This window comes from Candidatus Zixiibacteriota bacterium (assembly GCA_035574315.1).
Lineage (GTDB): Bacteria > Desulfobacterota > Binatia > UBA9968 > UBA9968 > DATLYW01.
The window spans coordinates 40,512-54,215 of sequence record DATLYW010000030.1; the positions used below are offsets into that span (position 1 = coordinate 40,512).

The following is a 13,704-nucleotide window of genomic DNA, read 5'->3' on the forward strand; positions in this document are numbered from 1 at the left end:
CCGGACGGCGGCCCGGTCCCGGGGGCCGGGAGCGGCGCGGCAGGCGGCCGATCAAAGTTCCGCGAGAGCGCGGGCGATGCGGTTACGCCCGCGTGCATCCGGGAGCGGCGGTGTCCCGGCGCGCAGGTTCTCGAGCAGGTGATCGCTTCTTCGAGTCGCCGGGATGGCGCAGGTGACCGCGGGGTGGGAGACCACGAACTTGAGAAACAGCTGCGCCCAGGTCCTGCAACCGTACTCGGCCGTCCAGGGGGGCAGCGGCACTCCGCGCACGCGGTCGAACAGGGCCGCCTGGGCGAAAGGGCGGTTGACCAGCACCGCCACGGCGCGATCCACGGCAAGAGGGAGCAAACGGCGCTCGGCGGCGCGTTCGGCGACCGAGTAGTTGACCTGCAAGAAATCCAGCTCCTCGGCGCGCAGCACGCGCTCGAGTTCTCCATAAGCGCTCTCGCTGTAGTGCGTCACGCCGATGTAGCGGACCCGGCCCTGCTCTTTCCAGCGCCGGAGGGTCGCGAGGTGAGTGCGCCAGTCGACCAGGTTGTGCACCTGCATCAGATCGACCGTCCCGACTCGCAACCGGCGCAGGGATTCCTCCATCTGGCGGATCCCCGCCTCGCGGCCGCTCGTCCACACTTTCGTCGCGATGAACAGTCGGGGGCGGACGGCCAGCTCCGCCGCAAGCGCTCCCAGGACGGTTTCCGCACGCCCGTACATGGGGGAGGAATCGACCACGGCGCCCCCGTGCTCCACGAAGAGGCGGAGCACCTCCCGCAGAGGGCCACGTTCCGCCTCGGCGGCTCCGACGTCGAAGGTCTGCCAGGTGCCGAGGCCGATGACCGGCAAGCGTTCGCCCGTCCGCGGTACCGGACGCATCACGATCGGGCTCGCGTCGCCTCCGAACGCCGCGAGAGCGGCAGCCGAGGCGAAGCGAATGAAATTCCGGCGCGACATCGCGGGAGGGTCCGTTCCCCGACAGCTCATGCTCGCCTGCGCGGGCGCCCGCGCCCTGGGACGCGCTACATCGGGGTGGTGCTCGCGGGGGGCCGGCGGTGGCGCGTGGCCTGCTCGTAGCTGTAAGCCAGGCGGATCATCCGGCCGTCGTCGTACGGGCGGCCGAGAAAAGTGATGCCGGCCGGCAGGCGGTCGCTCGTGAAACCCGCCGGCACGACCACCGAAGGGACGAAGACCAGAAAGGTGTTGAGGTGCGGCGCGCCCTTCTGGTCGACGAACGGGGGATTGACGCCGTCGCGGATCAGCGTGGGCTGATGCTCCACCGCCTTGTGCACGATCGCGTCGAGGCGGTGATCGGCCATCGCCTTCAGCAGGCTGGTCAGCAGCTCTTCGCGCGCCTTGAGGTACTCGTAGTGCGCGGCGGGATCGGGTTTTCGTTTCCAGCGCTCCTGCGATCCTTTGACCACTTTCGAGAACTCCGGCGATTGCGCCACCGCTTCGCGCGACGGGTAGGGCGAGCGGCCGCTTCTGCCGAAATAGGTCTTGAAGGACTCTTCCTCCTCGGCGAAGCTGACGGCGCGTTTCGCCAGCAGCTCGTTGAGCCTCGGAATCGAGATCGGGTCGACGATCTCGGCTCCGGCCTCCCGGAGCTCGCCCACGGCGCGCGCGAAGACTTCGTCCACCCTGGCGAAATCCTCCGACTGCGGCTCGGTGTGGAAGCCCATCGGCTCGCGCAGGATTCCGATCCGGGCGCCCTTCAGGCCGGCCGGGTCGAGGAATTGCGCGAAGGTTTCGGGGACGTGGGCGGCGCCGCGGGCAGTGAGCGGATCCTCGGGGTCATAGCCGACCATCGCGTCGAGCAGCTTCGCCAGGTCGGCTACGGTGCGCGCCATCGGGCCGAGCGAGCCGTTGACCGACGGCCAGCCCGCGAAGACGCCGGAGCGGCTGACCAGCCCGGCGGTGGGCCTCATGCCGGCAACGCAGTTCCAGATCGCGGGCCGGCGGATCGAGGCGAAGCCCTCCTGGCCGACCGCAACGGTGCAGTAATTCGCCGAGACGCTCACCGCCGAGCCGCCGGACGAGCCTCCGGCGGTGCGCTCGAGGTCGTAGGGGTTGCGTGTCGAGCCGAACAGCGAGCCGTGCGTGTCGCCGCCGCCGAGCTCTCCGAGCGTCGCCTTGGCGAGAATGACGGCTCCGGCCCGTTTGAGCCTGTCCACGACGAAACAGTCGCGGTCCGGGAAATAGTCCTTGAAGAGGACCGATCCCAACGTGGTGGGCAGGCCACGGACATCGGCCTGGTCCTTGACGACGATCGGGATGCCATGCAGCGGCCCGACGAATCCGGAAGCTCGAAAAGCGGTATCGAGACGCTCCGCCTCTGCGAGCGCTCCGGGGTTGATCGTGATGATCGCGTTGAGCGCCGGCCCCTGTTTGTCGTAGCGGTCGATGCGGTCGAGGTAGAGCTCCACCAGGCGCTTGGCGGTGAGTGCGCCCGAGCGGTACGCCGCGTGGATGTCGTCGATGGTGGTCTCGAGAACGTTGAAGTCAGCCATGTGCCTCTCGTCGCGCAGCAGCCGGTCCGGCCGAACGAAAGAGCCGGCGCAGGCACCGCACCGGAAAACCGCCGGCGCCGCGGCCTTTGCTGGCGAGCCTATGGCAGGCGAAAGCGCCCGTCAAGGCCGCCCCTGGGCCGGCCGCGGTTCCGCCCGGCGGGCGGGCGCGAATCACGACGGGGCCCCCTGCTTCTCCGGCAGGTACGCGCGTTCGAGCTTTTGCCAGTCCTCGAGCCCGACGATCCGGTCGCGCTCCTTGAACGAGGCAAGCGCATCGTCCATCGATTCGGTGGTGCCTTCCCGCCTGAGCAGCTCGAGCACCCGCCGCATCGCGTGGATGGCCGCGCGTTGTGTTTCGGACGGGTAGATGGCGATCCGGTAACCCATCGCTTCCAGCCGCCGGGCGGGCAGCATCGGGGTCTTCCCGCCTTTGAAGACGTTGACCAGCAGGGGGATGCCGGGAAGCCGCCGGGGAATCTCCTCCAGCTCCTGCTCCGATTGCGGCGCCTCGACGAAGATCGCGTCGGCACCGGCTTCCGCAAAGGCCCGCGCACGCGCGATCGCATCCTCGAACCCGTGCACGGCCCGCGCGTCGGTGCGGGCGATGATGCAAAAATCGGGGTCGCTGCGCGCGGCCAGCGCCGCTTCCACCTTCTTGCGCATTTCGGCGAGCGAAACGACTTCCTTGCCCTCCAGATGGCCGCAGCGCTTGGGCGTGATCTGATCCTCGATGTGGATGGCGGCCACTCCCGCCCGCTCGTATTCGCGGACGGTGCGGACGAGATTGACCGCGTTGCCGTAGCCCGTGTCCGCATCGGCGATGACCGGGAGGTCGACCGAGGCGGCCACCAGGGCGGCGCGCTCGATTATCTCGGACATCGTGATCAGGCCGATGTCCGGAAACCCCATGCTCCTGGCCACCGCGCCGCCGCTGAAGTAGACGGCCTCGAAGCCGGCTTGCTGAACGAGACGGGCGGAAAGGCCGTCGAAGCAGCCGGGCGCCACGAGCAGCCGGTTGCGGCGAAGGAGATTGCGCAAAGTCTGGCGTGGGTTCATCGTCCACCTCTTCTCGAGCGGTTCATGGCGGTCCGTCGAGCGCGAAGAGATCCACGAAGCGATCGACCGGCGTTTCCTCTAGCCTGTCGGAGGCCGCGCAGAGCTCCAGGATCGCCCCGCATCGTTCCCGCGGAAGCCGGGATTCCAGATTGGCCGCGAATTTCCGCAGCAGCAGAGGGATGCCTTCGCTACGGCGCCGGCGGTGGCCGATCGGATACTCGACGACGACGTTGGCGGTTTTCGAGCCGTCCTTGAAGAAGACCTGGACCGCGTTGGCGATCGAGCGCTTGTCGGGATCGAGATAGTCGCGCGAGTAGCGCGGCTCCTCGACGACGACCATCTTCGCCCGCAAGGCGTCGATGCGCGGGTCGGCCGCGACGCGGTCCTGGTAGTGGTCCGCGGTCAGCTCGCCGAAGATCAGGCCCACCGCCGTCATGTACTGCAGGCAATGATCGCGATCGGCGGGATTGTGGAGCGGTCCGGGCTTGTCGATGATCCGGATTGCGGACTCCTGGGTCGTGATCACGACGCGCTCGACCTCGTCGAGGCGATGGCTCACCTCGCCGTGGAGCTGGAGCGCGCATTCGACGGCGGTTTGCGCGTGGAATTCGGCGGGGAAGGAGATCTTGAAGAGCACGTTTTCCATCACGTAGGAGCCGAACGGGCGGGGAAGGACGAAGCTCTTGCCGCGGAACAGGACGTCGTAGAAGCCCCAGGTCCGCGCCGACAGCGCCGAGGGGTAGCCGATCTCGCCCTGGAGCGCGAGGAGCGCCAGGCGGACGCCGCGCGACGTCGCGTCGCCCGCGGCCCAGGACTTGCGCGGTCCGGTATTGGGGGCGTGGCGGTAGAGCCGCAGGCTGCCGCCGTCGGCCCACGCGTTGGAGACCGCGCTCACGATCTGGTCGCGAGTGCCGCCGAGCAGTGCGGTCGCGACGGCCGTCGTCGCCAGCCGCACCAGGAGAACGTGGTCCAGCCCGACGCGGTTGAAGCTGTTCTCGAGCGCCAGGACGCCCTGGATCTCGTGCGCCTTGATCATCGCCCGGAGGACGTCGCGCACCACCAGCCGGCCGCCGCGCGCCCGGTTGAGGTAGTCGGCGACCATGAGGATGCCGCCGAGGTTGTCGGACGGATGGCCCCACTCGGCCGCGAGCCAGGTGTCGTTGAAATCGAGCCAGCGGATCATCGTGCCGAGATTGAAAGCGGCTTGAACCGGGTCGAGGCGCCAGGGGGTGCCCGGAACGCGAGCTCCGTTCGGCAGAAACGCGCCCGGAACGACCGGCCCGAGATGCTTCGTGCACTCGGGATAGCGAAGCGCCAGCAGGGCGCAGCCGAGCGAGTCCATCAGGCAGTAGCGTGCGGTCTCGTAAGCCTCGCGGCTCTCGGGCACGTAACCGGCCGCGTAGTCGGCGATCTCGACCATCAGCGGATCGGGAGCGGGGCGGCTCTCGGGAGCGGCGTCGTTCATGGGCCTGACGAAGCGGCGCGGCCGGCGTTCCTTTCACGCGCCGCGGCGGGAAAGCGGGACGAACGGCCTGGATTCGGGCCCGATGTACTCGGCATTGGGCCGGATCAGCCGATTGTCCGCGCGCTGCTCGAAGATGTGCGCGGCCCAGCCGGTGATACGCGCGATCACGAAAAGCGGCGTGAAGAACTGCGTCGGGATGCCGCAGAAGCGGTAAGCCGAGGCACTGTAGAAGTCGAGATTGGGAAACAGGTTCTTCTCCCGACGCATCACCTGTTCGATCCGCTCCGACACGGGATAGAGCCGTTCGTCGCCGCACGCGCTCGCCAGCCGTTGCGCCCAGCGCTTGATCACGTCGGAACGGGGATCGCGGACCTTGTAAACGCGATGTCCGAAGCCCATGACCAGCTTTTTCTCCCGGATCATCTGGAGCACCGCGCGCTCCGCCTCGTCGGGCGACGAGAAGCGTTCGATCAGCTCCATCGCGGCTTCGTTGGCGCCCCCGTGCAGCGGACCCCGCAGAGCGCCGATCGCGCCGGTGACCGCGGAGTAAAAGTCGGCGAGCGTGGAGGTGATCGTGCGGGCCGTGAAGGTCGAAGCGTTGAACTCGTGCTCGGCGTAGAGGATCAGCGAGACGTCCACGGCGCGCCGGGTGAGCTCGTCGGGCTTTCGGCGGTGGAGCAGATGGAGGAAGTGGCCCGCGGTGCTGTCGTCGTCGGTTTCCGTTTCGATGCGCTCGCCGCGGACGGCGAAGTGATGCCAGTAAAGGAGCATGGAAGAGAAGCAGGCGGTCAGGCGGTTGGCAATCGCGATCTGGTCGCGGTCGGGGCCTTCGGGCTCCATCGCGCCGAGCGCCGAGCAACCGGTGCGCATCACGTCCATCGGGTGGGCCGAGGCGGGAATCTGCTCGAGCACGGTCTTGAGCGGCGCGGGAAGGGCGCGCAGCGCGATCAGGTTTTTTTGGTACTCGGCGAGCGCACGCGCGTCGGGCAGCCTGCCGTAGATCAGAAGATAGGCGACCTCCTCGAAGCTGGCGTGCTCCGCGAGGTCGTAGATCGAGTAGCCGCGGTAGCTCAGCCCCGTTCCTTCCTTCTCCACGGTGGCGACCGCCGTCCGCCCCGCGATCACGCCCTCCAGCCCTCCGCTTTTCTGGCTTGCCATGGAACCCTCCGCGGCTTGCCGCGCAGCACGCCTGGAAGCGTCGCGCGTCCTCGTGCCGGGACCGGGCGACGCCGACGCCTCCGAAACACCATCTACTCTTGACATAGTTCGATGAATTTGGGAAGTGCAGCTTACGCCCGCGGCCCGAAGCGGCGGCTGTCCGCGGACGCGCCGGAGGAAAACAACAACAGGAGCTTCGAAAATGGCGTTGCCGCAGAGTTTCAAGGCGATGGTGGTCTCGGAGACCGCCGACAAGAGGTTCGTGCGGGAGATCAAGGAACGCGCTATCGACGACCTTCCGGCCGGAGAGCTGCTGATCGAGGTGCGCTACTCCTCGCTCAACTACAAGGACGCGCTATCAGCCACCGGCAACCGCGGCGTGACGAAAAACTATCCGCACACCCCGGGAATCGATGCGGCCGGCGTCGTCGTTCGCTCGTCCACCCGGGAGTTCGCGCCCGGGGACGAAGTGATCGTGACCGGTTACGACCTCGGGATGAACACGCCCGGCGGCTTCGGGCAGTACATCAGCGTCCCCGCCGCCTGGGCGGTGAGGTCGCCGCGCGGATTGAGCCTGCGCGACAGCATGGCCTACGGCACCGCCGGGCTGACCGCGGCGCTCTGCGTCATACGATTGACGGCGTCCGGATTGGCCAGGGACGCGGGCGAGGTTCTCGTCACCGGGGCGACGGGAGGGGTCGGGAGCATGGCCGTCGGGATTCTCGGCAAGCTCGGGTTCAACGTCGTCGCCGCGACCGGCAAAGCCGACGCGAAAGATTTCCTCGCCTCCCTCGGCGCCAGGGCGGTCGTTTCGCGGGAAGAGGTCGACGACCGCTCGGGCAGGCCGCTGCAAAAAGAACGCTGGGCGGGCGTGGTCGACACGGTCGGCGGCAACATTCTCGCCACGGCCGTCAAGTCGACGCGTTACGGCGGGCTGGTGGCGGCGTGCGGCAACGCGATGTCGGCCGAGCTGAGCCTGACCGTCTATCCTTTCATCCTCAGGGGTGTGAGCCTGCTGGGAGTCGATTCGGTCCAGATCCCGATGAGCACGCGCCAGCGCGTCTGGCAGAAGCTCGCGGGCGAGTGGAAGCTGGATCTGTCCACTCCCCTGATCTCCGAGCGCTCGCTCGAGGAGCTCAGCCCCGAGATCGACCGGATCCTGAAGGGCGAGATGCAGGGACGGGTGGTGGTGCGCGTGGGAGCGTGACCCCGGGGAACGACCCGATCGACGCGGGTCGCGAGTGGAGGCCGGCCATGGCAGCGGAGGCGAAGGAAGGCGCGCTGGACCACCTGCGCGTGGTCGAGATCGGCGATCTTCCCGCTGCGTACGCGACGCGGCTTCTCGGCGACCTCGGGGCGGACGTCGTCAAAGTCGAGCCCCCGGGCGGCGACCCGAGCCGCCGCCTGCCGCCGTTCGCCGGCGGGATCGAGCATCCGGAGCGCAGCCTCGCTTTCATCAACGCGAATACCAATAAGCGCAGCATCGTTCTCGACCCCGCGGGAGCGGCGCGGGACCGCGAGCTGCTGGAGCTGCTGCTTGCGTCGGCGCACGTCTTCATCGAAGCGACGCCCGCGGGTTTTCTGGAAAGCTTCGGCCTGACGGACGAGCGCCTCGGCGAGATCGCGCCGGCGCTGGTGACGGTTTCCATCAGCCCGTTCGGCCGCACCGGTCCTTACCGCACCTACAAAGGGAGCGACGCAATCGCCAACGCCAGCGGCGGTTTCCTGTTCGGCCAGGGGGACGACACGAAAGGGCAGTGCACCGCGCCCTGCCATCTGGCCTACCAGCTCGCGGCGTGCGTGGCGGCCGCTCTGGCTCTCGCGGGAGTGCGGCACGCGCGGCGGAGCGGAGCGGGGCAGCGGATCGACGTCTCGTTGCAGGAAGCGCTGACCTTCACGAACAGCAGCTCGGTGGCTCGCTACAGCCGCGAGAACCGCCTGGAACGGCGGCCGGGGAGCAGACACTACGGCGGCGCGGGGACCAACATCTATCGCTGCAAGGACGGACGCTACGTCCATTTCACGACCAACATGCCGCACATGTGGCGCGAGTTCGCGCAGAACTGGCTGGGCGATCCGGAGCTGGCGCGGCCGGAGTGGGAGAGCGCGCGCCACCGCGAGGCCCATGCGGAGAGGGTGGGGCGGGCGTTCGCCGAATTCATCGCGCGCTTCACGGCGGAGGAATTCTGCAACGAGGCGCAGCGGCGCCACCTGGCGGCGGCCCCGCTCAACACCGTGGGAGAGTTCGTGGCGTGCGAGCAACTGCGGGCGCGCGGCTGGCTGCAGGAGATCGAGCACCCGGTGATCGGCCGCTACACCGCGCCGGGATTTCCCATGAGGCTTTCCCTCACGCCGATGCGGATCCGCCGCCCGGCGCCCCTTCTCGACCAGCACCGCGCCGAGATCGCCGGGGAGCTCGAAGGTCGGCTGTCCGGCCGGCCGCCGCGGGCCGCCCACGCGGAGGGGGCGCGGCGGCCGATGCTCGAGGGTCTGCGGATGGCCGATCTCACGCAACAGTATGCCGGCCCGCTCGGCACGGAGATGCTGGCGTACTACGGCATGGAGGTGATCAAGATTGAATCGGCGGTCGTCCCGAGCAAGGACCGCGAGGCGGCGGTGCACGCCGATATGAACCGTTGCAAGCTCGGCTGCACGATCAACCTGCGTCACCCGGAGGGCAAGGAGCTGTTCCGCAGTCTGATCGCCCGGTCGGACGCGGTGGTGGACAACTTCAGCGCGGGGGTGCTCGAGCGGCTGGGCTTCGGATTCGAGGAGCTGCAGAGGATCAACCCGGGAATCGTGCAGGCGGTGATGCCGGGCTGGGGCCTCGAGGGCCCGCTCAGGTCCTGGGTCGCGTGGGGATGGCAGCTGCTGGCCTACACCGGAGTGATGCGGCTGTGGGGGTACCCCGACTCGCCGATGGAGAGCCGCTGCAAGATCGCCTGGCCCGACCGGGTCGCCGCCGCGACGATGATGCTCGGAGTGCTCGCGGCGCTCGAGTATCGCGACCGAACGGGCCGGGGCCAGTTCGTGGAGGCGGCGATGCTGGAAGCGCAGGGGGCGATGCTCGGGCCCGCGGTTCTCGACTACACGGTCAACGGCCGGGAGTGGGAGGCCGCCGGCTATGGCGAGGTTCTCGGGGAACCGTATGCGCCCTACGGCTGCTATCCCTGCAGGGGCGAGGACCAGTGGATCATCATCGCCTGCGCCGGCGACCGGGAATGGCAAAGCATGGCGCGATTGATCGGCGAGCCGTGGGCGGCGAGCGAGAAGCTGGCGACTCATGCGGGGCGGAAGGAGCTTCGCGACGAGCTGGACCGCGAGCTGTCGCGTTGGACCCGGCGGCTGACGCCGCGGCAGGCGTTCCGCCTGCTGCAGGAAGCCGGCGTCGCGGCCGGCATACCGATGTCCGGCGAGGATCTCTTCTACGACATCCACCTGCGGGCGAGAGGCCACATCGTCGAGACGGAGGCTCGACCCTGGGGAAAGATCGTGCACCATGGCCTTCCCGGAATTCCGTCGCTGTCGCGCGCCGACGCGGCGCGACCCGCGCCGTGGATCGGAGCCGACAACGACTACGTCTTCGGCGTCGTTCTGGGTTTGGGGCATGAAAGGATCGCCGAGCTCACGGAGGCCGGAGCGATCCGGTGAGCCTCGGCGGCTGAGGGATGGAGGAATGGCGCTGGCGCAAAGCAAGGTGGTGGCGAAGAACTCGGGGGCGGCGTTTGCCGTCAGGAAGGGACAGCTGCTGCGCGTTGCGGGCCGAAGCATCGTCGACCTCGTGGCTTTCAACCTGCACGATGTCCGCGAGCGCTTCGATCAGGCGAGGACCAAGACCAACCAGGCGAAGATCTTCATCAGCACCGGGGATGTGCTCTATTCGAAACGAAACAACCCGATGCTGAGGATCGTGCGGGACACCTTTACCGGGGGTCGACACGATCTGCAAAAAGGCATGTGCAGCCGCAGGCGCTTCGAGATGGTCGCCAGCGGCGCGTCGCTGAGGGTGTTCGCGGAGGGAGTCGACATCAACCCCAAAGCCCCGGAGGAGCTCCCGGATCACGGATGCTGGGAGAACCTGAGCGAAGCGCTGAGGCCTTGGAACATCGATCCCGACGACGTGCCGAGCCCGTTCAATCTGTTTCAATGCATGCGCATCGATCCCGACACCGGAGCCATGTACGACACGCTCGTGCGCCCGAAAGAGGAAGCATGCGTCGATTTTCGGGCGGAGATGGATTGCCTGGTCGCCGTCAGCGCCTGCCCCGAATCCGGGCGCGGAGGTGCAATCCGGATCGAGATCCACGACGGCGAGCCTTAACCCCCCTGCCTCAGCTCCTGACCTCGAATTCCAGCAGGCGGCGCGGCGCTTTATGGTAGGCCTCGAGCGCCGCCTCTTCGGTTTTCTCCGGAACCGGGAGGATCAGCCGGGCGCGCGCGGCGACGCGGAGCGGCGAGAGGTCGAACGGATAAGGGTCGACACGGACCGCGTCGGGGCCGTGGGGAATCAGCCGGAGCTCGACCTCTTCCCGGGTCTCGTACGCCACGCGAACGGGAGCGATGGCGTATTCCTTGAATCGGCCGTCGGCGTCGCGACCGTCGCAGCAAAAGTAGAGGGACAGCAGATCGAAGATCTGGAGGGCGCGATAATTGTACGCGAGCTCGTCGTCGAAGGCGGCCCTGCCCGCGGCGAGCCCGCGCCGGATCTGCTCCTGGCGGGACTCGAGTTCCTTCTTGGCCGCCAGCACGGCGGGGCTTCGCTCCCGAACGCGGCCGGCCGGCCTGGTGAAGACGTTGTAGCGGTTTTCCCACAGGCCGCTGCGGTGCATGGAAACCAGGAGGCCGGCATACGGGTCGCGGGAGCCGACCCATTCGACGTTCTTCATGTAACCCTTGAGCTCCACCGGCTCGAAGAGCGGGTTGTCTTCACGAAAAGCGTAGGGCCGGCCTTTCTCGACATGGACCGGAGGGTTGCCTTCCCACTCCCGGTAGCCGCTGTCGTGATAGAGCGTGGCGAGGATCATGGTCGAGTAAGGTCTCAGCCGGGAGAAGCGCTCGTTTCCCCAGTGAGCGGCGAATTGCGCCGCCAGCTCGGCGTGATCCTCCTGGGTGCTCACGATCACGCTTCCGTCTTTCAGCTCGCGTACGACCATCGTTTGCTCCTTTTCGTGGCTCGAGCCGCTTTACGCCTCGCCCTCAACCCCAGGGGCCGAGAAACGGTTCACCGACATAAGCGTCCGGGTCGTTCTCCAGGACCTCGGGCCATTTTTCGAACGGGAGCGGCTCGCGCCGCCGGACGGGCCGGGGTCTACCGTCCCAGCCGATCTGCTCCATCGCGTAGTAGAGCCGGATGCAATGGCCGTCGGGATCGAGTACGTGGGCGTAGTCGATTCCGGGATGAAGCTCCGGCGGAAAGATGTCGAGCACCTCAACCCCGTGCTCCTTCAGGAACATTACGGCGTGGCGGAGCTGCCGGTAGCTGGCCAGCTGTAGCCCGAGCGCCGCACAGGTCGAGTGCGCGGAGAGCCCGAGCCGGGCCCGCAGGTCCAGGGGAAGGAGGGCGAGCGAGTGATGCTCGGTGTTGCACCGGAGGAAGAGACACCGGTTGCCCTGAAACGTCGTCTCTTCGGTGAGAGTGAAACCGAGCGTTCGTCGGTAGAAGGCTTCGGCCGCGTCGAGGTTCGATACGAACAAGGTCACGGGTCCGATCCTGACGACCTTGAAGGGGCGCGGCAAAAGGACGCCGTCGACGTCGTAGCGTGGGGGCAGCGCCTCCACGTGGCGCTGCCCGGAAAAAAGGTCGACTCCGTTCGCCAGCGCCTCCTGAACTTCCTGCTGCTCGCCCGGCTGCGGCAGCGCCGGCGCCTCGCGGAAGCCGCGGTGGTAAAGGGCACGCGGCTTGCTGTGGCCGCTCCAGCCGATCTGCTCGATGCCGTAGTACAGCTCGTTCAGGTGGCCTTCGGGATCGTAGGCGTACACATGCCAGTTCGAGCCCGGCATGTCGCGTCCGGACCGGTCCACGGCAAAGCCGTTGCGTGCGAGCCAGCCGGCGCCGTCCACGACCTCCCGCAGGCTTCCGACCTGCCAGGTGATCTGGTTGACGGTGACGCCCGGCTTGCCGCCGCGCCCGAGAGCCTCGCGCACGCGCTGGTTGAAGAGGACGAGTGCGTGATGGTCCGTGCCGTAGCGAGTGAAATAGCCTCGCGGATCTCCGAGGCCGTCGAGCTGGCCGGAGCGCGCGGCGCGGCCGGTATAGTCGATCACGTCCGAAACCCGAAATCCCAGCAGGTTGACGTAGAAGTCGACGCCCTCGTCCATGCGGGTGAGATTGAAGCCGAAGTGACCGAGGCGCCGGATCTTGAACGGCCTGTCGAGAAGAACGCCTCCGACGTTGAACCTTTCGCCGGCCGAGTGCATGTGACCTCCGAGAGAGGCTCGCTCCGCATCCGGCGGCAGCGCTGGAGGAAAAGAACAGGCGAGAGCCGCCGTCCGTCTTTCCCGTATACACCGTTTGTCCCGGAGCGACAACCGCGCCGGGCGGATCGCGGTTGCAGCGGGGGGCCGGAAGGGATAAAAGGAGGGGGCCGCCCCGGCGCGGAAGCGGGGCGAACTGCGTTGAAGCGGGAGGCGAATCATGGAAATTCGGGACTTTCATGCTCAGCGGGAAATCTTCTGGCCGGGCGGCGCGCGCGTAGCGGTGTTTCTGACCTTCGACTTCCAGGGCGGCGAGGACGTCCGCCCCGATCGCGACGGCAAGATCAATCACGAGGAATACACCCAGGCGGAATACGGACCCAAGACCGGCATCTGGCGCGTGTTGCGGATTCTGGCGACGCACCGGGTCAGGGCGACCTTCCTGACCTGCGGCGGCATCGCGGAGCGGTATCCCGAGGCCGTGGCGGCGATCGCCGCCGATGGGCACGAGGTGGGCGGCCACGGCTACCATCACGAGGTGGCGCGCGATCTCAGCAAGGAAGAGGAGCGCGAGGTCATCCGGCGCACGACGGAGATGAACGCCAGCCGCGCGGGGAAGCGTCCGGTCGGATGGCGCTCATGCACACAGAGCCCGAACAGCATCGAGCTGTTGATGGAGCACGGCTACCTGTGGAACAGCAATTCCTTCTCCTACGATCTTCCGTTCGTGTGGGAGGGCGACGGCAAGAAGCTCGTCGAGCTGCCGCGGCAGCCCTTCGGCGACGGCCGCCTCTACGGCCACAGGGATTCGGGGAATCCCGCCGACGCGCTGGCGGTGTGGAAGGCGATGTTCGATCAGTTCTACGATGAGTCCGCTCTCGCTCCGACGTTCTGCCCGTTCCAGTTCCACCCTTACATCTCGAGCCGGCCCGGCCGCGCCCGGGCGCTGAGCGAATTGATCGGCTACATGAAGGCGCACGCGGGCGTGTGGTTCGCGACCGGAAGCGAGATCGCGAACTGGTGGCTCGAGCAGGGCTTTTCGGAGAAGCGCGTCACCAAAGTCGCGTAGGAAGGCCAGGCGGGGGGCGCCCTCGCGGAAACGCCGGGAAG

11 protein-coding genes are annotated in these 13,704 nt (G+C 67.7%); 4 read left to right on the plus strand and 7 right to left on the minus strand.

The window, feature by feature from the left end; all coding sequences use genetic code 11:
• Positions 1-51 precede the first annotated feature (51 nt).
• From VNN77_10045 to prpC, 5 genes are all read right to left on the minus strand, one after another.
• Positions 52-978 carry an aldo/keto reductase gene (locus VNN77_10045; protein HXG51733.1) on the minus strand — a complete coding sequence of 309 codons (927 nt, stop codon included), beginning with the start codon at positions 976-978 and terminating at the stop codon, positions 52-54.
• A gap of 35 nt (positions 979-1,013) precedes the next feature.
• Positions 1,014-2,501 (minus strand): amidase family protein, encoded by a 1,488-nt coding sequence (locus tag VNN77_10050; GenBank protein HXG51734.1) that lies wholly within the window; start codon positions 2,499-2,501, stop codon positions 1,014-1,016.
• Positions 2,502-2,672: 171 nt separating this feature from the next.
• Positions 2,673-3,557 carry an isocitrate lyase/phosphoenolpyruvate mutase family protein gene (locus VNN77_10055; GenBank protein ID HXG51735.1) on the minus strand — a complete coding sequence of 295 codons (885 nt, stop codon included), beginning with the start codon at positions 3,555-3,557 and terminating at the stop codon, positions 2,673-2,675.
• Positions 3,558-3,579: 22 nt separating this feature from the next.
• Positions 3,580-5,022 (minus strand): bifunctional 2-methylcitrate dehydratase/aconitate hydratase, encoded by a 1,443-nt coding sequence (locus VNN77_10060; protein HXG51736.1) that lies wholly within the window; start codon positions 5,020-5,022, stop codon positions 3,580-3,582.
• Between the two features lie 33 nt (positions 5,023-5,055).
• A complete protein-coding gene (prpC, locus tag VNN77_10065) occupies positions 5,056-6,180 on the minus strand; it encodes a 2-methylcitrate synthase (GenBank protein HXG51737.1) in 1,125 nt (374 codons plus the stop codon).
• Between the two features lie 202 nt (positions 6,181-6,382).
• On the opposite strand from prpC, the gene VNN77_10070 reads away from it, so the two are divergent.
• From VNN77_10070 to VNN77_10080, 3 genes are read left to right on the plus strand one after another with little or no spacing between them, the layout of a single operon-like run.
• Complete coding sequence (locus tag VNN77_10070) at positions 6,383-7,387, plus strand: YhdH/YhfP family quinone oxidoreductase (protein HXG51738.1); 1,005 nt, start codon at positions 6,383-6,385, stop codon at positions 7,385-7,387.
• A 47-nt stretch (positions 7,388-7,434) separates the two neighbouring features.
• Positions 7,435-9,831 (plus strand): CoA transferase, encoded by a 2,397-nt coding sequence (locus tag VNN77_10075; GenBank protein ID HXG51739.1) that lies wholly within the window; start codon positions 7,435-7,437, stop codon positions 9,829-9,831.
• 25 nt (positions 9,832-9,856) lie between these two features.
• Positions 9,857-10,501 (plus strand): urea carboxylase-associated family protein, encoded by a 645-nt coding sequence (locus VNN77_10080; GenBank protein ID HXG51740.1) that lies wholly within the window; start codon positions 9,857-9,859, stop codon positions 10,499-10,501.
• A gap of 10 nt (positions 10,502-10,511) precedes the next feature.
• Here the strand turns inward: VNN77_10080 and VNN77_10085 are convergent, their stop codons facing one another.
• Both VNN77_10085 and VNN77_10090 read right to left on the minus strand, forming a co-directional pair.
• Positions 10,512-11,333 carry a DUF3891 family protein gene (locus tag VNN77_10085; protein HXG51741.1) on the minus strand — a complete coding sequence of 274 codons (822 nt, stop codon included), beginning with the start codon at positions 11,331-11,333 and terminating at the stop codon, positions 10,512-10,514.
• 43 nt (positions 11,334-11,376) lie between these two features.
• On the minus strand, positions 11,377-12,597 hold the full coding sequence (locus tag VNN77_10090; protein HXG51742.1) for a VOC family protein: 1,221 nt from the start codon (positions 12,595-12,597) through the stop codon (positions 11,377-11,379).
• Between the two features lie 217 nt (positions 12,598-12,814).
• Between VNN77_10090 and VNN77_10095 the strand changes: the two genes are divergently transcribed.
• Positions 12,815-13,663 (plus strand): polysaccharide deacetylase family protein, encoded by an 849-nt coding sequence (locus VNN77_10095; protein ID HXG51743.1) that lies wholly within the window; start codon positions 12,815-12,817, stop codon positions 13,661-13,663.
• Positions 13,664-13,704: the final 41 nt, after the last annotated feature.